Origin of the sequence: Singulisphaera sp. GP187, from assembly GCF_900129635.1 — a bacterium.
GTDB lineage: Bacteria > Planctomycetota > Planctomycetia > Isosphaerales > Isosphaeraceae > Singulisphaera.
The window spans coordinates 3,918,692-3,941,037 of record NZ_FSRB01000001.1; the positions used below are offsets into that span (position 1 = coordinate 3,918,692).

Annotated in this window: 26 protein-coding genes and 1 pseudogene; 18 read left to right on the forward strand and 9 right to left on the reverse strand. The window is 61.7% G+C overall.

All coding sequences use genetic code 11. The features are described from left to right. Positions 1-9 precede the first annotated feature (9 nt). Positions 10-1,527, reverse strand: coding sequence for a hypothetical protein (locus BUS42_RS15225; RefSeq protein WP_254053530.1), 1,518 nt, complete (start codon positions 1,525-1,527; stop codon positions 10-12). Positions 1,528-1,720: 193 nt separating this feature from the next. On the opposite strand from BUS42_RS15225, the gene BUS42_RS15230 reads away from it, so the two are divergent. Together BUS42_RS15230 and BUS42_RS15235 are read left to right on the forward strand one after the other, a co-directional pair. Further along, complete coding sequence (locus BUS42_RS15230) at positions 1,721-2,494, forward strand: class I SAM-dependent methyltransferase (RefSeq protein WP_074307639.1); 774 nt, start codon at positions 1,721-1,723, stop codon at positions 2,492-2,494. A 210-nt stretch (positions 2,495-2,704) separates the two neighbouring features. Further along, positions 2,705-3,253: a hypothetical protein gene (locus BUS42_RS15235; RefSeq protein WP_074307640.1), complete on the forward strand. Its 549-nt coding sequence runs from the start codon at positions 2,705-2,707 to the stop codon at positions 3,251-3,253. Positions 3,254-3,504: 251 nt separating this feature from the next. Here the strand turns inward: BUS42_RS15235 and BUS42_RS15240 are convergent, their stop codons facing one another. The 4 genes and pseudogenes from BUS42_RS15240 to BUS42_RS15255 form a co-directional block, all read right to left on the reverse strand. Further along, positions 3,505-4,293: a bestrophin-like domain gene (locus BUS42_RS15240; protein ID WP_074307641.1), complete on the reverse strand. Its 789-nt coding sequence runs from the start codon at positions 4,291-4,293 to the stop codon at positions 3,505-3,507. A gap of 110 nt (positions 4,294-4,403) precedes the next feature. Then, positions 4,404-5,279 (reverse strand): bile acid:sodium symporter family protein, encoded by an 876-nt coding sequence (locus BUS42_RS15245; RefSeq protein WP_074307642.1) that lies wholly within the window; start codon positions 5,277-5,279, stop codon positions 4,404-4,406. An 82-nt stretch (positions 5,280-5,361) separates the two neighbouring features. Beyond that, a pseudogene (locus tag BUS42_RS46470) lies at positions 5,362-5,490 on the reverse strand (DUF2252 family protein); the annotation flags it as partial. Between the two features lie 162 nt (positions 5,491-5,652). Next, on the reverse strand, positions 5,653-8,442 hold the full coding sequence (locus tag BUS42_RS15255) for an MGH1-like glycoside hydrolase domain-containing protein (RefSeq protein WP_254053531.1): 2,790 nt from the start codon (positions 8,440-8,442) through the stop codon (positions 5,653-5,655). Positions 8,443-8,948: 506 nt separating this feature from the next. Here BUS42_RS15255 and BUS42_RS15265 point away from each other — a divergent pair. The 8 genes from BUS42_RS15265 to BUS42_RS15300 all read left to right on the forward strand — a co-directional run bounded on the left by BUS42_RS15265 (position 8,949) and on the right by BUS42_RS15300 (position 16,918). Then, positions 8,949-9,140, forward strand: coding sequence for a hypothetical protein (locus BUS42_RS15265; protein WP_074307644.1), 192 nt, complete (start codon positions 8,949-8,951; stop codon positions 9,138-9,140). 281 nt (positions 9,141-9,421) lie between these two features. Beyond that, positions 9,422-11,200, forward strand: coding sequence for an ATP-binding cassette domain-containing protein (locus BUS42_RS15270; protein ID WP_074307645.1), 1,779 nt, complete (start codon positions 9,422-9,424; stop codon positions 11,198-11,200). A 232-nt stretch (positions 11,201-11,432) separates the two neighbouring features. Then, complete coding sequence (locus tag BUS42_RS15275) at positions 11,433-12,806, forward strand: Gfo/Idh/MocA family protein (protein ID WP_074307646.1); 1,374 nt, start codon at positions 11,433-11,435, stop codon at positions 12,804-12,806. Positions 12,807-13,354: 548 nt separating this feature from the next. Beyond that, positions 13,355-13,555, forward strand: a complete 201-nt coding sequence (locus BUS42_RS15285) for a hypothetical protein (protein ID WP_074307647.1) — start codon at positions 13,355-13,357, stop codon at positions 13,553-13,555. 9 nt (positions 13,556-13,564) lie between these two features. Next, positions 13,565-13,819 (forward strand): hypothetical protein, encoded by a 255-nt coding sequence (locus tag BUS42_RS45135; protein WP_254053532.1) that lies wholly within the window; start codon positions 13,565-13,567, stop codon positions 13,817-13,819. 36 nt (positions 13,820-13,855) lie between these two features. Next, positions 13,856-14,566, forward strand: a complete 711-nt coding sequence (locus BUS42_RS15290; RefSeq protein ID WP_254053533.1) for a tyrosine-type recombinase/integrase — start codon at positions 13,856-13,858, stop codon at positions 14,564-14,566. Between the two features lie 376 nt (positions 14,567-14,942). Continuing rightward, positions 14,943-15,590 (forward strand): hypothetical protein, encoded by a 648-nt coding sequence (locus BUS42_RS42750; RefSeq protein ID WP_143206337.1) that lies wholly within the window; start codon positions 14,943-14,945, stop codon positions 15,588-15,590. Continuing rightward, the gene (locus BUS42_RS15300; protein WP_074307649.1) at positions 15,587-16,918 is read left to right on the forward strand and encodes a hypothetical protein; all 1,332 of its coding nucleotides are present in this window, start codon (positions 15,587-15,589) and stop codon (positions 16,916-16,918) included. The genes BUS42_RS42750 and BUS42_RS15300 overlap by 4 nt, the downstream gene beginning before the upstream one ends. Before the next feature lie 3 nt (positions 16,919-16,921). Here BUS42_RS15300 and BUS42_RS15305 read toward each other — a convergent pair whose 3' ends face one another. Further along, positions 16,922-17,137, reverse strand: coding sequence for a hypothetical protein (locus BUS42_RS15305; RefSeq protein ID WP_159452228.1), 216 nt, complete (start codon positions 17,135-17,137; stop codon positions 16,922-16,924). A gap of 158 nt (positions 17,138-17,295) precedes the next feature. Between BUS42_RS15305 and BUS42_RS15310 the strand changes: the two genes are divergently transcribed. Next, complete coding sequence (locus BUS42_RS15310) at positions 17,296-17,493, forward strand: hypothetical protein (RefSeq protein ID WP_074307651.1); 198 nt, start codon at positions 17,296-17,298, stop codon at positions 17,491-17,493. Here BUS42_RS15310 and BUS42_RS15315 read toward each other — a convergent pair. Then, positions 17,477-17,743 (reverse strand): hypothetical protein, encoded by a 267-nt coding sequence (locus tag BUS42_RS15315; RefSeq protein ID WP_074307652.1) that lies wholly within the window; start codon positions 17,741-17,743, stop codon positions 17,477-17,479. The genes BUS42_RS15310 and BUS42_RS15315 overlap by 17 nt on opposite strands. A 4-nt stretch (positions 17,744-17,747) precedes the next feature. Here BUS42_RS15315 and BUS42_RS15320 point away from each other — a divergent pair, with 4 nt between their 5' ends. Beyond that, positions 17,748-18,047 (forward strand): hypothetical protein, encoded by a 300-nt coding sequence (locus BUS42_RS15320; RefSeq protein WP_074307653.1) that lies wholly within the window; start codon positions 17,748-17,750, stop codon positions 18,045-18,047. Between the two features lie 86 nt (positions 18,048-18,133). On the opposite strand, the gene BUS42_RS15325 is transcribed toward BUS42_RS15320, so the two are convergent. Continuing rightward, entirely contained in the window at positions 18,134-18,574 is a 441-nt protein-coding gene (locus BUS42_RS15325) for a CRISPR-associated protein Cas4 (protein WP_143206339.1), read from the reverse strand. Next, positions 18,571-18,852, reverse strand: a complete 282-nt coding sequence (locus tag BUS42_RS15330; RefSeq protein ID WP_074307655.1) for a hypothetical protein — start codon at positions 18,850-18,852, stop codon at positions 18,571-18,573. The genes BUS42_RS15325 and BUS42_RS15330 overlap by 4 nt, the downstream gene beginning before the upstream one ends. Before the next feature lie 120 nt (positions 18,853-18,972). Between BUS42_RS15330 and BUS42_RS15335 the strand changes: the two genes are divergently transcribed. The 6 genes from BUS42_RS15335 to BUS42_RS15360 all read left to right on the forward strand — a co-directional run bounded on the left by BUS42_RS15335 (position 18,973) and on the right by BUS42_RS15360 (position 22,301). After that, on the forward strand, positions 18,973-19,257 hold the full coding sequence (locus BUS42_RS15335) for a type II toxin-antitoxin system ParD family antitoxin (protein WP_074307656.1): 285 nt from the start codon (positions 18,973-18,975) through the stop codon (positions 19,255-19,257). Further along, complete coding sequence (locus BUS42_RS15340) at positions 19,254-19,553, forward strand: type II toxin-antitoxin system RelE/ParE family toxin (protein WP_074307657.1); 300 nt, start codon at positions 19,254-19,256, stop codon at positions 19,551-19,553. Before BUS42_RS15335 ends, BUS42_RS15340 begins: the two co-directional genes overlap by 4 nt. A gap of 145 nt (positions 19,554-19,698) precedes the next feature. Beyond that, the gene (locus BUS42_RS15345; RefSeq protein ID WP_074307658.1) at positions 19,699-20,640 is read left to right on the forward strand and encodes an IS630 family transposase; all 942 of its coding nucleotides are present in this window, start codon (positions 19,699-19,701) and stop codon (positions 20,638-20,640) included. 220 nt (positions 20,641-20,860) lie between these two features. Continuing rightward, positions 20,861-21,073, forward strand: a complete 213-nt coding sequence (locus BUS42_RS15350) for a DUF896 domain-containing protein (RefSeq protein ID WP_074307659.1) — start codon at positions 20,861-20,863, stop codon at positions 21,071-21,073. A gap of 56 nt (positions 21,074-21,129) precedes the next feature. Then, on the forward strand, positions 21,130-21,741 hold the full coding sequence (locus BUS42_RS46475; RefSeq protein WP_410001711.1) for an HNH endonuclease: 612 nt from the start codon (positions 21,130-21,132) through the stop codon (positions 21,739-21,741). Then, complete coding sequence (locus tag BUS42_RS15360; RefSeq protein ID WP_410001712.1) at positions 21,645-22,301, forward strand: ABC transporter ATP-binding protein; 657 nt, start codon at positions 21,645-21,647, stop codon at positions 22,299-22,301. Before BUS42_RS46475 ends, BUS42_RS15360 begins: the two co-directional genes overlap by 97 nt. Positions 22,302-22,346 lie beyond the last annotated feature (45 nt).

The window sequence follows — 22,346 nt, forward strand, 5'->3', positions numbered from 1 at the left end:
GCTTGGGTGTCACCCCGGCGGCACGCCCGTAGGGGATTCGCCGGGAGACTCCTCCGCTTGCCCCCCGTCTCCGGACGATCTCAGCGCCACCGCCGCAGTGGTCAGACCGACTGCGCAGACCGCAAAAATGAGCGCGTTGGGCGTGCGCATGGTCCACTCGGCCCAAGGCCAGGGCCACCGGAAAAACGCGAAGTTCAGCGCGAAATAGAGCCAGGTGGTCAGCAGCAAGCCCGTAGCCGCGGATCGCGCGGCCGACTGCCCTGCCCTTCCCCTCCGAACCAGCCAGAACGCCACCCACAGCGTCAGGCCAAGCGGTAACGCCACGAGAAGGCCCCAGCCGAGCGGGCGTGAAACCACCTGCTCCTTGTAGGAGAGTGCCAGCAGTGTCTTGCCTGCGATCGGCACGGCCACGATCGGGAGCGCAAAGAGGGAGGGCCAGTACCGCCCGCCCACGATTCCGGGGAGGGCCACTACCGCCATGCACGGGCCGAACGCCAGAAAATAATCCAGGCCTGGAATCAGGTGGAACTCCGCCCCGACGAGCAGGATCAGGTGGGCGGCCACCATCACGAACTCCCAAGGGGGCGAGATTGACACCTGATCCCCCGAGGCCTCTTCCAAAATCAGCCGACGGTTCCACCAGAGGCCGAGCGCGAGCCCGCCGCCGCCGATCGCTCCGAAGGTGGTCTCCATCATGTTCCACCAGTTGGTGTACGTCTCCACCGTCTGCAAGACGCCTGATTGGAACATTTCTCGATTCCATCCATGGAATGCCTGGATGCACTGGCCGAGACTGAACCCAAGCCCCCCCGCGAGGAAGCCGACGGCGGTCAGGTTGCGCGCGAGCCGGTCGCGGCGGACCCACTGGGCATAGGCGGTCAGCCCGGCCAGGGCGAACAGCAAGCCACCCCAGACTTCCGGCCTCGGCTTCAGCTCCGCCCCTGCGTTCGGCTGCCAGTACCAGTCGAACGAGAAATAGAGGGGCGGCAAGATCCGGTGCGCGGGGTCGAACGGCCGGTTCAAGACCCGCACGCCCACGAGAATCAGGCCCATCATCGCCACCAGTAATCTCAGCATCTCACACGGGCGCCACCGCTTCCCACTCAGCCCGATGCCGAGGAAGGCGCCGGCGAACCCAAACCAGATTCCCCCTTTGAGGAAGAGCCCGAGCATCCCCCAGCGCAGCGCCGCCCAGTTGCCGACGAAGAACGGGTTGTGAGTCAGTCCGACGGTCTGGCCGTACGTCATCGACCCCCCGAAGGCAATGCCGACGGCAGTCAGCGCCACCGCCCGAGCCCCCTGGAGCGAGGTCGCGCGGGGAATGAACAGAAGCACCAGCACGAACCCGATCAGGACCCCGGCGATCATCGCGCCGGTCTCATGGCCGTACTGCCCGCGAATCCCCCACCCCAGGCCGCCGGCCATCGCGCCGAGGACGACCGCCCGCAAGAGTTCAAGCCCGCTCCCTCGGCTCCCGACATCGCCCGGCGAGGGATTGAACGGAAGATCGCTTTGGATCGTGGCCATGAGGTTGGGGTCGTCCCGTCGCCTTGGGATTCGTGAAGGCCTGTGACCGCGAGAGACGACACTAGCCGGCCCCTTCGTGACGGGCAAGAGAGGGGTAAAGGATCCGCCAAAAGGGTTGCAGTCTCGGGCCAGGTCGGAGATAGTTCAGACCACGCTTAGCGCCGGATCCAAGCCCCGTTGTGAGTTCCGTGGAATGCCGCACCGTGACGCAGACGAGTTCTTCGGGGTGGTTGCCGCTCGGTATAAGCAGTACAGCCCAAGGTATCCCGAATCCCTGTTCCGTTATCTCGCGTCCCTGGCCGCCCGCAAGGAGCGGGCCTGGGACTGCGGCACCGGCAGTGGTGGCCAGGCCGCCCGGGGACTGGCCGCCCACTTTGGCCAGGTGATCGCAACCGACGCGTCAGACAAGCAGATCGCGATCGTCGACCCCTACCCGGGCGTCGAGTTTCGTCGCGAGCCCGCCGAGCGGAGCGGTCTCGACGATGCTTCGGTCGACTTACTGACGGCGGCCCAGGCGGTTCACTGCTTCGACCTCGATTCGTTCTATGCCGAAGCCAGGCGCGTCCTCGTTCCCGGCGGTGTCCTCGCGGTCTGGTGCCACGACCTCCCGGTCGTCGACCAGGGCCAGCTCGACAGGATGATCAACGAACTCTACGACGCCCCGTGTTTGGCCTCCTACTGGCCCCCCGACCGCCGCGAGCTCGACGACAGCTACCTCCACCTCCGGTTCCCGTTCCTCGAGCTCCGCGCCCCCGAGTTCGTGGCCGAGGAGACCTGGTCCCTGGACTCCTTGATCGGCCACCTGCGCACCTGGCAGGCGATCACCGACTCCGAAGACGACCCGGAGGCCGTCGAGTTCGTCTCCGCCCAGTTGAAGCGCATCGCCGCGACCTGGAGACGCGGCCGACGCGCGAGACGTGCCGTGCAATGGAAACTCCACCTGCGCGTCGGACGCACCCCGTCCTGAACGCCTTGCCCTTGCCTGGGCGAGTCGATGCCCTCAGCCCAACAAACCTAACCCACACACGCATCAAAAACATCGGCAGTCATAAAAACACGCATACCCTCAATCGCCGTCAATCTCGACCCCCGGGAATCGGGAACCGATTTTGGTTGCATGAGCGAAGCCCAGACCTAGAATGAGCCGTTTTCTCCCGACGCTCAATGAGGCAAAGTCATGGCTGAAGGCGGTCCCCGTCTCGAAACGCTGGAGTTGAAGCCCAATGGGAACGCGCCCAACAGTCGCTTTCCCGTGCTCATTTACCGGGCCGCGATCAAGGCCGATCCTGGCGTCGACCTTACCGACGTGATCGAAGCCACCTTCAGGCGGAACAACTGGCTGAATAACTGGCGTGAGCCCGCGGTTTACAACTACTATCATTATCATTCGACCACGCACGAGGTGCTTGGCTTCGCGCGTGGGTACTCGGACCTGCGGCTCGGCGGTGAAGGCGGCCCTGAAGTGAGGCTCTCGGCGGGCGATGTCCTCGTGATGGCCGCCGGCGTGTCGCACATCCAGATCGGCGAGTCGAGCGATCTGTTCATTGTCGGAGGCTACCCCGAAGGCCGCAGTTGGGATCTGGTCCGCGACGACCAGGCGTCCGCGGCGGAAACCCGGGACGCGATCTTGCGGATCGCGACCTTGCCGATCCCCGACCGGGATCCGGTCACAGGCGAAGCCATGGAATCGTGGCGGCAGGCGCCTCGGTCCTACGGGATCGAGTAGGAACGTGCCGAAGCCCTCCTCGCGATTCTTGCCAAGGCAAGCCGTACCGCCGGGAGACCCGGGCCGATTCGTTGCGGACGTCGGATCCGGAATGGCGGCCCCCCCCAACCAGGACCTGGTCGAATGGAATGGCCCCATGGCCATTATCGACGACCAGGGGGGTGGGGATCTGTCTTCGGGGACCCGCCATCGGTGGGTGTCCCGGTCGGAATTCGCCCGAGACGGAAGACGTGCCCAGGGCGCTCCCCGGTTCATGGACGCTTCTCCGTGAACGAATGGCGGAGATCCGTCATCGCTTGTTGACTCACTCGAAGCATCCCTTCCTGGGGGCGGTCAAGGTCGGCGATCAACGTCATGACCGCCGAGAAGGCAAGAACAAGCGCGAGCATCGCCAGCGACCTCCCTGCGGCGGCCAACCCGGAATGGTATCCCATCACCGAGGTGCCAAGAATCGCCACGAAATAGAGCGCCGCCCAAATGGTCCCGGGGATCCGATTCCCCACCCCGAGTGAGAGGCGCTTGGTGTGGAGGTCGATCACTTCGTTCAGCGACCCGATGAACAAGCCCACGACGATCGAGCGGGGGTCTTTCTCTCCAACGGCGACCGCATGAGCCCAGAGCCGAGCGTGCAACTCCTCGGATCGGCGGATGCTCCGGGCCAGCTTCCCCGTCTCGACGGCCTGCAGACGCACGTCCACGTATTCGCCGAGGAGGGCTCGGACCTCCGTTCGATGGGGCTCGGGGAGCAACGCCGCACGCAAGTAGGTCGTGCCAATCGCATTTGCCTCATCAATGACCAGCCCCCGTCGCACATCAAAGCGCGAAGCGGCCAGGCCGAACGTGAATGCGAGCAGGAACGCGAGTAACGCGAGAGTGGCCGCCACCATCTCGCCGACCGGCGGCCGATCCTCCGATTCCGAACGCCGACGCCGATACTGCCCAAGACGGAATCCCCCCTCGATCGAGAGCAGAACCACCGCCACGGTGGCCAGGAAGACTTCCCAGATCGTGAAGAGATCGATCGGGCCGCCGCGGTCCATGTTTTTCTCGCTCCGCCTCAGACTATTTGCGGAATGATCAAACCCTGACAATTTATTGGTTTCAGCTTCAGGAATCACCACAACCAGGATCCGTTCGCGGCGATCCGGCTTTATGGCCTGATATGGGCATTTTTGGGTTCGATAGCGACGTACCTACCGAGCAGCAGGGCACAACCCAATGCGCCGACAATGGAGACGAGCCCGTAGGCAACCACGGCGGTGACAGCCGGAGTGCCCGCGAAGTTGCCGCCGGCGATCACCAGTCCCACGGCCAGGTTGCGAGTTGCAGTGGTCGTGGCCAAAGCTTTCCGATTGGAGAGATCGCGCCCCCCACAGCCCCAGCCGATTCCCAGGCTAGCGAGCAGGAGAAGGATCATCCCCGCCCAACCGCGGAACCGGATGGCCGCCAAGGTTTCATGCTGGACGGCCACAATCAGTCCGACCAGGCCAAGAAGCAAAACATTCGCCAGGATGCCAATCGGTTTGACGACCCCTCGTGTGAACCAGGGTGCCCAGTGGTGGATCGCCAGCCCCAAGCCCAGGGGCAGCAATTGGGTGATCAGCAAGCTCTGGACGATCGCCAGATAGTCGGCGTGGAGGTTGCCCTCGGGCGAAATCCGGGCCAGGAGAATGCTCAGTAGTGCCGGGGAGAGTACCGCGGACAAGGCCGCCAGGATGACCATCAGGCCGGTTGCGACCGCGACGTTCCCCTTGGCGATAGCGGCCAAGGGTGGTCCGACGGGTGCGCCGGGGCAAACGGCAAGGATGAGAAATCCCGCCGAGACCAAAGGCTGGGCCTGAAAGCCGGCGAGCAGACCGACTGTGATCAAAGGTATCAGCACGAAATTGGCCAAGAGCGCCAGTGCGACCAGACGGGTCTGCCTGATCGAGGCCACCACTTGCTCGTACTTCACCGTCAGCCCGATCGACAACATCATCGCCATGAGGGCGATGACGTTCAGCAGCTTGATGAGGGCGTCACCCATCGCTTTATCCTTATTCTTTGATTGAATACTCAGGCCCTGAATAGGCCGTGCGCTTCATCAAACCGGCCCTGTGGCCCCCTCGTCATCGCGCTCGCTCTGATCGGCGGAGCGGACCGGACACCGGCGTGGTTGCCGGGTCCGCAGCCATGTTGAGCACCGCGCCGCGATACCAGGTGAAGGGACTCCGCATCATGCGTTCGTAGCGAATGGGCCGTTCTCTCGGAGGCGTTTGTCCATTTGACGGAGTTCCGCCAGTGAGTGATCGGTCCCCGTGGACGGGATACTCTCGATCGCGGGGGACGGGCCGGACCGGGACGAACCCTGGACCTTTTTCATCAGAATATTTTCATTTCTTCACGTCTATACTAATTGATCACCCGCCGACCTTGGGGGCGTGCGCCCTCGGGCCGTTTCGCTCAGTCGCGGTCATCTTGAAATAGGAGGCCTTGCCGCCTGCCAGGGCCTCTTCGGGTGTAAGGGTCGCGAAGAGGTGCATGAGGCGAGCGAGGACCCCGGTCCAGCCGGTCTGGTGGCTCGCCCCGAGCCCGGCCCCATTGTCGCCGTGGAAGTACTCGTAGAACAGCAGATAATCACGCCAGTGCGGGTCCTCCTGGAACTTCCGCGAACCGCCGTAGACCGGACGGCGGCCGTCCGGGCCCCTCAGGTAGAGGGCGGACAGGCGCCGGGAGAGCTCCTCGGCCACCTGATACAAGGTCATCCGGCGACCGGATCCGGTGGGACATTCGACGGTGAATCCGTCGCCATAGTAGAGGTAATAGTGCAGCAAGGCGCGGATGATCAGGGCGTTCACCGGCATCCAGATCGGGCCGCGCCAGTTCGAGTTGCCCCCGAACATGCCAGTGTCGGACTCGGCAGGGAGGTAGGCCACTTTGTAATCCTGCCCCCCCGCGGAGATCACATAGGGATGGTCGGCGTGATAGCGTGACAGGGAGCGGATCCCGTACAGGCTCAAGAACTCCTTCTCGTCGAGCATCTTCGACAGGACCCGGCGGAGCTTCACCTCGTCCAGAATGGACCCGAGCCGTCGCCCCGCGACGCCGGGCTTCGTCGGATCGTGGATCGCAGCATAGAGCTCGGGCCGGGACTCGAGGAACCACTGGAACCGCTCCCCGAGCTCGGGATACCTGGCCAGTAACTCCCCCTCCATCGTCGTGGCGGCGCAGAGTGGGAGGAGGCCGACCATGGACCGGACCTTCAGTCGCCGTGCCTGGCCGTCGGGCAGCCGAAGGACGTCGTAGAAGAAGCCGTCCTCCTCATCCCACATCCCCGTGTCCTCACCCAGGTGCGCCATCGACGAGGCGATCCACAGAAAATGCTCGACGAACTTGAGTGCCATCTCCCCATAGTCCGGATCCGTCTTCGCCAGTTCGACGGAGATCTCGAGCATGTTCTGGCAGTACAAGGCCATCCAGGCGGTACCGTCCGCCTGTTCGAGACACCCACCGGTCGGCAACGGCGCATTGCGGTCGAAGACCCCGATGTTGTCGAGGCCCAGGAAGCCCCCCTCGAAGACGTTTCGCCCCGTCCGATCCTTGCGGTTGACCCACCAGGTGAAGTTCAGCAGCAGCTTCTGAAAGCTGCTCTTGAGCCAATCCTTGTCTCCCTCCCCGCGTTGTGCCGCTTCGAGACGGTAGGTGAAGATGGTGGACCAGGCGTGCACCGGCGGGTTGACATCGCCGAAGTTCCACTCGTAGGCCGGGATCTGGCCGTTCGGGTGGATGTACCGCTCGTGCAGCATCAGCTTCAGTTGCTGCTTGCCGAAGTCCGGGTCGACGAGCGTCAGCGCGAGGACGTGGAAGGCGAGGTCCCACGCGGCGTACCAGGGGTACTCCCACTTGTCCGGCATCGAGATAATGTCGCCATTATACATATGATGCCAGTGTTCGTTGCGCGGGGAGGCCTTCCGCGTTGCCTGGAATGGGTCGGACCCGCGTTCCTCGAGCCACTTGTCGACGTCGTAATGGTAGAACTGCTTGGACCACAGCATCCCCGCCAGCGCCTGGCGCATCACGTTGGCAGCGTCGGCGTCCAATGAGCGAGGAATCAGGGCGGCGTAGAACTCGTCCGCCTCGGCGTGCCTCGTCCGAATGATCGCATCGAAGCGATCGCCGAACGGGCCGTCGCCGTTGCCCTGGGGCACGGCCGAGGGCGCGACGTCGGACAGCCGGAGCCGGATCACCCGGCATTCGCCGGGGCCGACCGTCAGGCGATAATGGGCCGCCGCCTTGGTCCCGGTCTTCTCCGGATTCACGGCACCGTCGAGGCCGTGGACGACGCACTGATCGATGCTGTCCTTGACGTACGGGTTCCGGTTCGCGACACCGAAGATCCGCTGTGTGTTCGTTTCGTTCTCGGTGAAAAGCAGGGGGACATCCCCCTCGCAATGGAGGTATCGTTCCCCCAGCTTGCTGTCGACGGCCCGGATGATGCTTGCGCCGGTGCCGGCAACCTGCTGGAGGCGCGGGCGGTCGGGGCGATCATGCCAGGACCACTGGTTCCGGAACCAGAGGGTGGGCAGTACGTGCAGGAGGGCCGGCTCCGGGCCGCGGTTGTACACGCTGATCGCGACCAAAATGTCCTGCGGAGACGCCTTGGCATACTCCACGAACACATCCCAGTAGCGATCCTCATCGAACACGCCCGTGTCGAGCAGCTCGTACTCGAACTCATCCCGACCCCGGCGGTGCCCGGTCTCGACAAGGTCGCCGTAGGGAAACGTCCCCTGCGGGTACTTATAGAGATATTTCATGTACGAATGGGTCGGAGTATTGTCGAGGTAGAAGTAGTACTCCTTGACGTCCTCTCCGTGATTGCTCTCGCTATTGGTCAGGCCGAACAGGCGTTCCTTGAGAATCGGATCCTTCCCGTTCCAGAGGGCCAGCGCGAAGCAGAGCCGCTGCTGATCGTCGGAGATCCCCGCCAAGCCGTCTTCCCCCCAGCGATAGGCACGCGAGCGGGCCTGGTCGTGGGTGAAGTCGTTCCAGGCGTCGCCGCTCTCGCTGTAGTCTTCGCGCACGGTCCCCCACTGCCGCTCGCTAAGATACGGCCCCCACGCCTTCCAGGGGACCTTCCGCTCGTTGGCCTCCTCAAGCCGAACGTGTTCCGCGGTCACATGGCACCTGCCTTCGGTTCCGAATGGCAAATCTTACATATCCTTGTCATTCCCCGGGACCAGACCGAGGTCCTGAGTCGCCCGAAACAGTTCGTGCTGGTCACACAATTTCGCCTCGGGGGCCAAAGCCAGCAGATCCCTTCCGGGTCTCGCACGACCCATCGTCGAACCGACCTGCCGATGAAAGGTGCCACCGCCTGTTCCCTCAGAGGGCGTACGACTTCGCTTCGTCTTTTCGTATCCGTCGAAATCGCAATCCGGGATATTCGGAATCGATTTCCTCTTCCCCAACGCGACGATCGGTCGCGAGGCTCCGGGTTCGCCCTCAACGCCCCTCGTCAGACCAGCGAGGCAAAATCTTCTTCCATTTCAACTATATTGATTATACTGGTGCCATGCCCCGCCCACATGTCATTGTTTACGAAATACTGAGGGGCACGTCGTCGAGGATCTGCAGGACTCCGTTATCGATACGGAAGTCGATGATCCAGAAAGTTCTCGACGCTTGGCAGACAAGTCTCGCGTGATCCAAGGGGATGCTCAAACCTACCAGTACCTGCGTGAGCCCTCACGGCCGGGAAGGCCGACCGGCTGTTCCCTGCGAGACGCCGACCGATTCGTTCATCATCCGAAAGGTTGCTCGAACCGGCCTCCAGGCCAGCGAGCGGTCTGCCCTGGCCTCGAAGGAAATCCTCTGGCGGCAGCGTCAGCTCTGGGGCCAAGGGTAAGGACGGCCCCCACTGCGAGAGGACCAACGACCGAGTGGTCCCGAGGTCCCGTCGAGTGCGGCCCCTGCAGGAGCACCATTTTCGCCTTGGAGAAGGTATTCCCGGTCAAGGTCCGAGGGGTGAGACAAGGGTCCACGACCCCTTTTTTTGTGTGTCCCGAAGAGTTCGCCTCGATCTTTGGGCACTTCCTTTGTTACGTTGGCCATTAACGACCGATCTGCGCGACCCATCTCGGAGTCAGGCCGACGAGGGTCGCTCGACCGTTGATGGCAAGAGGATCCATGGCATTACTCAGCTTGCGAGACGTCAGCCTGGCCTTCGGTGGTCCTCGGCTGCTCGATCAGGTCAGCATCCAGGTTGAGCGGGGCGAGCGACTCTGTCTGCTCGGACGCAACGGTGAAGGAAAGAGCACGCTGCTGCGGGTGATCGAGGGAGAACTGCAAGCGGACGAGGGAGAGGTCATCCGCCAGCAAGGGCTGCGGATTGCGCGGCTCCCGCAGGAAGTTCCCCGGGCCAAGGAAAAAACGGTCGCCGAGGAGGTTTCCGGTGGCCTCGACGACCCGGGGCACGGGGTCGACTATCGGGTCGACACGATCATCTCGCGGATGGGGCTGGACCCCGACGCTCGATTCGAGGCGCTCTCCTCGGGGATGAAGCGCCGGGTCTTGCTGGCGAAGGCCCTGGTGGCCGAGCCCGATATCCTGCTGCTCGACGAGCCGACGAACCACCTCGACATCGAGTCGATTCGCTGGGTAGAAGACTTCTTGCTCCGGTTCGGCGGCACCTTGATCTTCGTGACCCACGACCGCGTGTTCCTGGAGCGGTTGGCGACCCGGATCGTCGAGCTCGACCGCGGGGCGCTTCATGACTGGGCCTGCGACTACCCGACGTTCCTCCTGCGTAGAGAAGAGGTTCTCAACGCGGAGAGCAAGCAAAATGCCCTCTTCGACAAGCGGCTCGCCCAGGAGGAAGTCTGGATCCGCAAGGGGGTCGAGGCGCGGCGGACCCGGAACGAAGGACGAGTGCGGGCCTTGAAGGCGATGCGCGACGCCCGGCAACGGCGGCGGGAACGCTCGGGCGCGGCGAAAATGCAGGTCCAGGAGGCCGACCGGTCGGGCAGCCTCGTGATCGAGGCCAAAGGGGCCAGCGCCGGCTACGGCGACCGCACGGTGATCCGCGACCTGACGACCACCATCATGCGCGGCGATAAGGTCGGGATCATCGGCCCCAACGGCTCGGGCAAGACGACGCTCATTCGACTCCTGCTCGGGCAATCGGAGCCGCAAGCGGGAACGGTCCGTCAGGGGACCAACCTCGAAGTCGCCTACTTCGACCAGTTGAAAGCCACGATCGACGAGGAGAAGACGGTTCAGGAGAACGTCTCCGACGGCTACGACACGATCACGATCAACGGCCAGTCCCGGCACATCATCGGCTACCTCCAAGACTTTCTCTTCCCACCCGAGCGATCGCGAAGCCTGGCCCGGGTGCTTTCCGGAGGGGAACGGAGCCGCCTGCTCCTGGCCAAGCTGTTCACCAAGCCCTCGAACGTGCTCGTGCTCGACGAGCCGACCAACGACCTCGACATCGAGACCCTCGAGCTGCTCGAGAGCCTGATCGTCGAGTATCAAGGGACAGTGCTGATGGTGAGCCACGACCGGGCCTTCCTCAACGACGTCGTGACCAGCACCCTGGCGATCGAGGCCGACGGCCAGGTCAAGGAGTACGACGGCGGCTACGACGACTACCTCAGACAGCGACCGACCGAGAAACCGGCCGACCCCAAGGAACGAGCCAGCTCCACCCCGACCAAGGAGAACGCTCCGCCCGAGCGGCCCCGCAAGCTGAACGGCAAGGAACGACGGGAACTGGACGACCTCCCCAAGCGGATCCATCAGTTGGAGGAGGCGCAACGGGCGCTCCACGAAACAATGGCCGATCCCGCCTTCTACCGCAAGGATGGCGGCGAGATCGCCGTGGCCAAGGAGCAGCTCGAAACCCTGGAACGCGACCTGGCCCTGGCCTATGAGCGTTGGGAGACGCTAGAAGCCCTGGCATGACCGACATCCGGGGAAACGAGGGGGCTCTGTCTGGGTGCCACGGACCAAGCGGTTCCCGCACGGGTTCCGAGTACGGAACCCGTGCGTCACAGGCCAAGGCGGTCCCGCGCGGGTCCGAGCACTAAGGGCTTGCGACCGGTCGAGGCGCGGTCCATCATGTGGGACGCGAGAGGGGCGGGAGCCCGCCCCTTTGGGTCACGCGGTTCGAACGGGTCAAACTGGAGCCAGCTCAATGGACCAGACCTCTTCCTCGTCGGCCGAACAGCCGAAGTCTCAGCCCACACGCCGCCAGTTCGCTCAGGTCGTGGCAGGCACGGCGCTCGGGGCGTTCGCCGCTCCCGCCGTCGTTCGGGGCCGGAACCTGAACGAGAAGCTCAACATCGCCATGATCGCCACCGGCGGCCGAGGGGCCCACAACCTCGACCAGTTCTCCGGCGAGAACATCGTGGTGCTCTGCGACGTCTATGAGCCGGCGGTCGCCAAGGCCGCACTGACCTTCCCCAAAGCCAAAAAGTTCGCGGATTTCCGCAGAGTCTACGACCACGCCAAAGACTTCGACGCGGTGGTCGTGAGCACGGCCGAGCACACCCACGCCTATGCCACGCTGCCGGCCCTCCAACTCGGCAAGCACGTTTACTGCGAAAAGCCGCTGACGTACAACATCGCCGAGGCTCGGGTCATCCGCCTGGCCGCCGCCAAAGCCAAGGTGGCAACGCAGATGGGCAACCAGATGCACGCCAGCGATAACTTCCGCCGCGTCATCGAACTGGTTCAAACCAACGCCATCGGCCCGGTGAGCGAAGTTCACGTCTGGGTCTCGCGGGCCTGGGGCTGGCAAGATCCGGAGAAGGCGAAGACGCTCGATCTCGGCGGGCTCTCGACCGTGGAACGGCCCCGCGAATCCTCGAAGATCCCGACCGGCCTGGACTGGGACCTCTGGATCGGCCCCGCGCCCAACCGGCCGTTCGCCGACGCCTATTTCCCCGGGCCCAAGTGGTATCGCTGGTGGGATTTCGGCAACGGCACGATGAGCGATTTGGGGAGCCACTGGAACGACCTGCCATTCTGGGCCCTCAAGCTCCAGGCGCCTCGGACCATCGAAGCGTTCGGCCCGCCGCCCCACCCCGAGATCGCCCCGGCCTCAATGCACGCCAAATACGAATATGACGCTCGCGGCGACCTGCCCGCCGTGGCCTTGACCTGGTATCAGGGCGAGGACAAGCCGAAGATCTGGACCGATGGCGGGATCCCCAAGTGGGACAACGGCATGCTATTCATCGGCTCCAAGGGAATGATCCTGGCCGACTACGGCAAGCACAAGCTCCTCCCTGAGAAAGACTTCGTCGACTTCAAGCCCCCCGAGCCGTTCATCCCCAAGTCGATCGGCCACTGGGCCGAATGGGTGGCAGCCTGTAAGACCGGCTCACCGACGATGAGCAACTTCGAGTACGCCGGCTGGCTCACCGAGGCGAACCACCTGGGCAACGTCGCCTATCGCACCGGCAAAAAGCTCGAGTGGGACTCGGAAAAGGTCTACGCCCCGAACGCTCCCGAAGCCGAGCCGTTCATCCGCCGCGAGCCCCGCAAGGGCTGGTCCCTCTCCTGAGCGCACGATCGCCCGTTCTGCAATACGAACCTGATGCGAGGGGGGCCGGCGGATGACGCCCGCCCCCCTCGCAGCGCATTGGGCTCGACGCGAAAATCGATTCACGCGGAGACGCGGAGGAGAGAGAGAAGGTTGTTGAGAAACAGGTTAACGTATGGCCTGCCCCCCAAAATCTGGTCCAGTCTTAAGAGCGTCTAACAAAACCCTGGTTCGCATGGGGTTGGCAAGATCAAGACAATGAAGCGCCAAGCCTATGGGTTTCGCGACAAGGAATTCTTCAAACTGAAGATCCTGGCGATCCACGAGACGAGATACAAATTGGTTGAATAATGCAGTATCGATGTTTCCCGGGCTGCGTGAGCTTCCGCCGGATGAACCTGAATGCATTCAATTTGATGCCAACATGGTTCCGGCCGGAAGCCGGCGGATTCGTACAGGCCCCCATCCCCCTGGCCCCATGGCCCGATTACAGGACATAACGCCCTTTCTTTCCGGCAAAAATCGGGCAAAACATGCGTGCATTCAAAGACCTGAGAGGGACCGGCAAAATGAGACGCTGCTCGTTCTACATCGACTTCGATGAAAACCCCGAGATTGGGGGCCAACAGGCGTTCTACTTTCTCGGTGACAAGCTGCCCGCTAATGAGTTGCGAGGGTGCCGCATCGTCGATATCTGTTTCAACGAAGAGCGACAGCTCGTCCTCACCGTCGAAACCCCCGACGATGCGGCTCGTCCGATCGATCCTTAGAGTCGAGTGATGAGCGGAGAGCTTGTCCAGCATAGAGGCGGCGGAATCGTCCTGCCCGCCCTCATCGCCCAGGAGGGCGACCGGGCCGGGAGACGCTTCATCGAGTTCTTCACCGCTCAGATTCGGAACCCCAACACGCGAGCGGCCTACACCCAGCCCGTTGCTCAGTTCCTAAGGTGGTATACGGACCGCAAGCTCACTCTTCAAACGCTCGAACCCGTCGCCGTCGCCGCCTACGTCGAGAAGCTGGGTGCCACCAGGTAGAAGCCCACGGTCAAGCAACACCTAGCCGCCATCAAGATGCTGCTCGACTGGATGGTGACCGGACAAATCATCCCGGTGAACCCCGCAGCTTCCGTGAGTGGCCTGAAGCACGTCGTCTCGAAGGGGCTGACGCCGTATCTCTCGGCCGAGGACACTCGAACGCTTCTCACGAGCATCGAGCCTTCAACTCTCTTGGGGCTCAGGGATAGAGCCCTCATCGCCGTGATGACCTACTCGTTCGCCCGCATCTCAGCGACTCTCTCGCTGACCGTGGACGACTACTATGCGAACGGGAAGAAGTGGCGGCTCAGGCTCCACAAGAAGGGCGGGAGGCGTCTGGAGGTGCTGGTGCATCATAAAGCGGAGGAGCACCTTGATGCCTACATCCAATCTGCGAGAATCGAGGGCGACAAGCGAGGGCCGCTTTTTCGTGCGGGCAACCGCAGGAGCGGCGAGTTGAAAGCGACGTCGCTTCGGCGAAACGACGCATGGGGGATGGTGAAGCGGAGAGTGGCCGAGGTCGGCCTCACGCACAAGCTCTGCAACCACTCGTTCCGGGCGACGGGAGTCACCGCGCTCATGGCTTCAGGAGGCAACATCGAGAAAGCCCGGAAAATCGCAGGCCACGCGAGCACCAAGACGACACAGCTCTACGACCGAACCGACGACGAAATCACGCTCGCTGAAATCGAGCGGACAACGACACAAATGGACACCTGGTATGCTGACGGCTTTTTCAATACGTGAATCGCTCCAAGGTCATCTACAAGAGTTCGTACAGGCCACGGGATTCGCGTACATAATAACATAAGCACTTGTAAGAGACATCGTCTGCTTACTCTCATCGTATCGCGAGGAGAACACCCCGTTATTTCCTCAAATCTATATTTTTAATAATCTCGATACACTCACGGCGATAGCCCCAGGTGCCGACCGCATCACCCTAGGAACGTCGAATTACTCGCCCGACTCCGCAAAAGACATTCTGAAAAACAGTGCTGGACTGGCGACCGAAGGATGGTCAGTATTCATCACTTGGACGACCCCACCTGAATTCCAATATGGCATTTTCCGGTCCCAAATCCACTCTGTCGCTCTCAGTGCGGAAGAGTCGCTAGCCGACATGGAGCCAACTTCTCCTGTGCTGATGATACGAAACAGAGGACACCTCGTGGTTGAACTCCTCATCAGTAAACATCGCACATACACGGTATCGTTCACCTCATCACCGGCCTCAAAATCCACGCTCTCCGACCACGTTTCCAAATTTGCTTGCATTGCTGCCAGCCAGATAGCAGACGACAGGCGGGCTGGATTTGTCCCATACCTCAAAAGCCTAATGACAGACAAACTTCTCCACTCACATGGTACTCTCCTCGCGGTAGTCGACTCGTCGTCCACACTCAAATCACACGACCACACACTGGACGCAGGAACCTGGCTAAGTCCCGTGGTTGATTTAGCCGCTAGATACTCCAGAGCCATTACAGAGAGGACCGCTATCGCCCTTGCAGAACTACAGGCGTCAGAGGTTTTACTGGAGGGTATGGTCAACAGTGACGGCGTCGTGGTGTTCGGTGCCGATGGGACGCTACGTGCATTCCGCGTCTTCTTGAAGCCGGACGACGCGGAAAAGAAGGCTCTTGCCGAAAAAGGTGGCGGGCGTCGGCGCACCTATGAGCTTATGCGGAATCGCACGAATGTTACGTTGATGGCCGCTCTATTCAGGTCTCAGGATGGCGATACGGAATGTGCGGGAGGGGAATCATGAGCGACAACCACGAGATTACCGTGTGGCAGCCGACAGACCTTGTCGTCATTCCAGCAGGAACTTCCACACCGACAGATGTGCTGCGTTATGCGACGCCTACTCTTTCGCCAAGAGACCAAAAATCAATCGCTGCCGGATTCGATTCTGAAAGCTATGAGATGGTGGCGACCTTCGTCTGGGCCAAAGCTTCCGCCGCCCTGAAGAGGCAGTTGGCGACGCTGGGCATGGAGTTTGTCGGGGAGATGCTCGGTCGCTCGGACTTCATTGACGAATCAGACCCCTCTACTTCCATCAGCGACATCGAGGCCATATCGCTGGCCGAAGACTTGGGTCTGGTGACGACGACTCAATCGATGCGTCTAAAACATTCGCTTGAAATTGTCACGCATTTCGCAAATCTCGAATTCACAGGCGATACGTACGAGTCGATGGAGCGAGAGGAGGCCTTATCTCTATTGAAGGCTTGCATCACAAGCATTCTTGGCAAGGCCAGATTCGAGAACGCCATTCATTTTGTTGAATTCCGCAAGTCTTTGTCCGAACGTTCTTTCAACGCGACAGACAGCGAAGTCCAAACAATCAAATCATCCCCTTACTTTTTTATCCGAACGACGGTCACCGCACTACTTTCACTCGTCAAGACGGATAAAGGAGCCGCTCTTGAGCACGCGGTCGGTAACACGACACTGATAGTTCCCATCTTATGGGACAAGCTCAAAACTCAGGAAAAATGGCAGGTCGGCCAAGCGTACGCAGAGGTCAATTCCGCAGGAAACCGCCCCGCCACTGCCGGTCTGAAGCGGGCTTTGACAAGCGTTCACGGCTTTGACTACGTGCCGGAGTCGTTACGGTCGAACACTTTCATCGATGCAGCGGCGAAAGTTTTGGACGCCCATTTTGGCATCAACAACTTTCACAACGAGGCGGCTCCGATGTCCAACCTTGCAAGCCTGGGTACGACCATACCTAAACCAGCATTCGGAAAGTGCATAGAGGCCACGCTCGCTGTATGGCTGGGCAACTCCTACGGGCAATCCTGGACTGCCATTCAATACGCCACCAATCTGCTGACAATGCTAAGGCCTGAACAGTGGGAGTATTACATCAACGAATGCCTTCCACGCGACAAGACTTTGCTCGACAAGCTCAACTACGGCGGGAAGCCAGCTTCTCGCTGGCCTGAATTGGTCAAAACATACAACCTTTCAAAAATGACATTTAACGACAAAACAGTTCGACACCTTCTTCATAGCAGCACAGAGCCACATGTAAGCCTGTCTTCTGTTTCTGCTCGTGCAGCTGAACTCAGAACTCTTATTACTACTTAGATTTCACTTTTCGCTGCTTTGGGCACGCATGCGAGCGACCGTCTCGGAGAGGCCGCACTTCTCCAGCATGGCGAGGAGTACTTCCGCCGATTTCTGCGGATTCGCCCTCTGCCCACGTACCGCTTCGAGTACGGCATCGGGGGATTCACTCCAAAGGTTCACAATGAACTCGTCGGAGTGCATCGCCTCGATGGAATACTCCGCGAGGACCGAAGCCATGAGCGACTCGTAGCCCGTCACAAGGTTGAATCCTGCGTGCTTGCCTCTTCGATTCGTGCTACCCTGAACAGACCACCGTAGCGAGGAGAAGACCGGAATGAGCCCCAGGCAGGACATGCAGGTCCGCATTTACAATACGTGGCCCCGAAGCCGGAGAGATGCTCCTTGAAGAGAGCATCCTCCATTGGCGGCAGCTCGGCCCCACAGCCGTCTGGGACGCCATTTACGAGATGCTCGACCTGTGGTTCCTCGCTCGCGGCATGGACCCCGAGGCCCAGCGTATCGACCGCAGTCACGTCGAGATTCACCCCGTCCTCCGTCGCTCCGAGGCCGCGGAGCCTACCCTCCGTGGCTGATTCCCTCAGCAAAGACCTGAAGGATCTGCTCGAACTCCTCAACAAGTGGAGGGTCGAGTATCTCGTCATCGGCGGCCACGCCCTGGGTGTCCACACAGAACCTCGGGCGACCAAAGACCTCGACGTCTGGGTCAATCGCACCGCCGAGAACGCGAAGCTCGTTTATGCGGCCCTGAAGGAGTATGGATCCCCGATGGTCAGTCAGCATTTCGGAGGGGTTTTTCACAGAGAGGGACTCCTTCCTGACCATCGGCGTGGCCTCCCCCAACCGAATCGACATCCTTAAAAGCATCGACGGCGTCGAATTCAACGAGTGTTGGGCCTCGAAGAAGGTGTTCCGCTTCGGAGAGGTCGAGGCGAACTTCCCGAGCCTGGAGAAGCTCCTCGCCGCCAACCTCGCGGCGGGAAAGCCGCAGGACCTCGTCGACGCCTCGAGGTTGCAAAAGGCCCTCGCACTCGAACGGCGGGAGAAGCTGAGTCCCGAGGCCCCTGAGAAGCCATCGGGGCAAGCTCCCGAGCAGCAGATTCGTCGACGACGCGGCCCAAGACTGTAGGCTGCTCTCGCACAATCGGGCTCGCGAGCCGGCTTGCCGACAGTTCCCCCGCTGGCCGCAGGCACGACACTTCCAGACGGGTTGCCTCACGCATATCTCGTCGTTGAGTTTTGTCCGAATGCTCTCGAATTCTTCTCGGCAACCGCGAGCACTTCCTCGCGAAGGGCTTCGGTGTTCTCGACTCGACCCCTCTCGCCGTCTCGAATCACGACCACGCCGTACGGCGGCCGCTCTCCGAACTCCTCCTCCATCAAGAGGAGATAGGCCCCGAGCTGGAGGCGGTGCCCCGGATAGACCCGTTTCGCGGACGGCTTCCCCTCCTCGGGAATCAAACCGCCATCCTCCCGCACGATGCGGTCGGGACGCCCGATGAGCTTTAACCGCTCCGAGACCAGCTCTTGATTGTCGAGGGCGATTGTCTCACCGGAGCCCAAACCCATCCCCTCTCGTGCACGAGCGGACCACCAGAGGAGCAGTGCTCCCAGGAAGGCGAGCACCAGGGCGACGAGGAGGAGCTGCTCCCTCATCGGCCAGCACTGTAGAAGAGAACGATGGCGAGCAGGATGAGCCCCGCAACGATGAGCAGCACCCACCCGGCACGGCTCGCCGACTGACTTCGCAGCTCGACCTTCGCGGTCTCGACGTGCGTTTGCTCGCTCCGTCTGAGGTTGAATTCATTGCTTGAGCGAAGCCTCAAGCCGTCGCCAAGTCGCCAGGCTTCCGGGCAGTACGCGTAGGAGCCGATTTCGGTGGCTTTGACGTAGTCATCGAGGTTTGAGGTTTCGCATCCAGGCCAAGCTAACACCCCTCTGCCGGAACGTCAGCCCGAAGGGCCGACGACCTTTGCTGAATAACTAAAATTGTTATTTACTGTTATCGGGTGTACGCTTCGAAAAACCGATTGTTTCCCCAGGGAACCCAGCCCATGAACGTCTCACTGACCCCGGAGCTTGAAAAGTACGTGGACGGCAAAGTCCAGAGCGGGATGTACCACTCGGCAAGCGAGGTCATCCGCGAAGGGCTCAGGCTCTTGAAGGAGAAGGAGGAGCTTCATCAACGGAAGCTCATCGAGCTTCGACGCGAGATTCAGGTCGGCATCGACCAGGCCGACCGGGGTCAGGTGTCGCCGTTCAACGAGGCGACTTTGGAAGAGGCCAAGACGAAAGGTCGACAGCGACTCGCGGCGAAGAAGGCATCGAAGTCTCGATGAAAGAGCCCTTACTCACCGACGAAGCCAAAGACGACCTGGCCGAGATTTGGGCGACCATCGCCGATGCGAGGGACGAGCGGACGGCGAATCGGATCCATCGAAAAATCCTCGACGCGTGCCGCTCGAAAGCCGCATTCCCAGAGACCGGGCGACTCCGCGAAGAGATTTCTCCCGGACTCCGATGCGTCGTGGTGCGTCCCTACGTCGCGTTTTTTCGCCCTCACATGGATACCATCGTCGTGCTCCGCATCCTCCACGGACGACGCGACGTCGAGAGCATCATGAGCGAGGCTTAATCAGGAGACGTCTCGGATTCCGGGGTCGATGGCCCAGGCCATCATTGAGGAGGAGCGAGCCGAACGGTCCTGACCGGGCCCGTTAGAGCGCCTAACAGTTGGATGGCACGCCATTTGAAAGGAGATCTGAGTTAGGAGGTGGCCGATGACACCCTATTCTCAAGATCTCCGACTGCGGGTCCTCGAGACGATCCAGCGCGGTGACGGGTCGGTACGCCAGATCGCGAACCGGTTCCTGGTCAGTATCTCCTTCGTCACACGCTTGCTCCAACTCCATCGCACGACCGGCTCGGTCGAACCCAGACCGCACGGCGGTGGCAACCCCGCCGTGCTCGGGTCCGAGGACTTGGAACGGCTTCGAGAATTGATCCGCCAGCAACCCGATGCCACACTCGAGGAATGCCGCCAACGACTCGGCCTCTCGTGCTGCCTGATGACCATCTCGCGCGCCTTGAGCCAATTGGGGCTGCCGCGCAAGAAGAAGGTGCCCCGTGCCCAGGAGCAGGACCGCCCGGACGTCCAGGAGCAGCGGCGCGAATTCTGCGAGCGACTCGCTGGCGTGGACCCGAAACGCCTGGTTTTCGTGGACGAATGCGGGGCCAACACGGCGATGACCCGGACTTACGGCCGCGCCCCGGTGGGAGAACGCGTCTACTCCACGACGCCCGGGCACTGGGATTCGATCACGCTGACCAGCGGGATGGGCCTCTCCGGGGTGACGGCGACGTTGGCCTTCCCGGGCGCCACCAACACCGACGTGTTCGAGGCCTACGTGGAACAGGTGTTGGTCCCGGAGTTGAAGTCGGGGGACGTGGTGATCTGGGACAATCTCAAGCCGCACCAGTCGGAAGATGCGATCGAGGCCGTCGAGACGGCCGGAGCGGAGGTGGTGCCGTTGCCGCCGTGGAGTCCGGACCTGACACCGATTGAGGAGATGTTTTCGAAGGTCAAGGGTGCGATGAGGTCGGCGGCGGCGCGAACGAAGGAGACGGTCTATGCGGCGTTCGGTTCGGCCTTGCATGACGTCACCCCCGAAAACATCGCCGGATGGTTCCAGGACCGTGCGGCGTATGCTATGCAACTGTGAGGCGCTCTAGTCGTAATCACCCGAGCGATGGGCCGATAACTCATGGGTACGACACGAGCCAACTCCCTCAAAACCTTCCGACGCAACAACGTGCGTGCCAGGCCCCTTCACCGGTGATGTCCTGGAGGCTCGGAAGACGCATCGCTGAGGAGCAGGACCCCATGAGCCAGATTCACCACACCCCGACGTACTCTCGCAGCTCCTCGAGCCCGTCGGGCAGATGATGCCCCTCTCGTTCGCTCGCGAACTGGCGGGACTTCGGGCCGTACCCGATGTTCAGGCTCGAATCGATGAATTGGCCGACAAGTCCAACGAGGGAGAGCTGACCGACGAGGAACGGGCTAAGTACACCGCCTACATCGATGCCTTCGACGTGATTGCCATCCTCCAGGCAAAAGCCCGCTCCGTGCCCGCCAAGCAGCCGAACTCGTAAATGAATGCTGGCACCCGCAGATTCGTGAGGCAGCGAGCCGAGGGTCGTTGCGAATATTGCCGCCTTCCGCAAGGGGCCAGCCCTTCATCGGCTTCCACATCGAGCACATCACCGCGAAGCAGCACGGCGGCTCGGATGAGCCCGAGAACCTGTGCGTCGCGTGCGGGCGATGCAATTCGCACAAGAAGGGGCCGAATCTCACGGGCATCGACCCGGATACCGGGAGAATCGAGCCCTTGTTCAACCCCCGAAAAATGGCCGACGATCGCCCCTTGCAACCGGGTTGGCGGCCGTCTATCATCATCCTTTCGGACAGTATTACGATTTCCGCAATCGTAACCCAAACGTTTGACCGCGTGGTCTCGGTGGCAAACTCGTCGAGTGGCATCGGTCGCATCCGTTCGAGGTACACCCCCGACCCCGAAAACCGGTCAACGAGCCGACGATTCAAGGCTATCGTGTGGCCGCCTCTGGCAAAACCATCCTGTTCGCAACAGTCCCCCCCGATGGAGTTGCCTCGCTCATGCTTGAAGCCCGGTCGCTCACGAAGTCGTACAACGGGTTCACAGCCCTGGATTCGCTCGACCTCTCGGTGCGGGCGGGCGAAATCTTCTGCTTGCTGGGGGCCAACGGCGCCGGCAAGACGACGACGATCAACCTGTTTCTGAACTTCATCGCGCCGACCTCGGGAACCGTCACGATCCGAGGGCTCGACGTGGTTGCCAACCCCTTGGAGACCAAGAAGTACGTCGCCTACATCCCCGAAACGGTGATGCTCTATAAAAACCTCTCGGGTCTCGAGAACCTGGCGTACTTCGCGGCGCTGGCCGGTCACGATGAGTACTCGCCGACCGACTTGCGCGAGTTCCTCCGCCAGTCCGGGCTCCCCGAGGAGGCGGCCGAGCGACGGGTCGGGACGTACTCGAAGGGGATGCGGCAGAAGGTCGGGATCGCGATCGCCCTGGCGAAACATGCCGAGTCGCTCCTGCTCGACGAGCCGACCTCGGGCCTCGACCCGAAGGCCTCCAACGAGTTCGCGAACCTGCTCCGCACGCTGCGTGACCGAGGCGTCGCCGTGCTGATGGCCACGCACGACCTGTTCCACGCCAAAGAGACCGGCACGCGGGTCGGGATCATGAAGCGAGGACGAATGGTCGCCAGCCTGGAAACCGACGAGGTCGGGCACGCCGACCTCGAACGCATCTACCTGGAACACATGCACGATTGATTCTGTTTTTGCATCAATCGTAACGGTCTGGCGGGGTGGCGATTC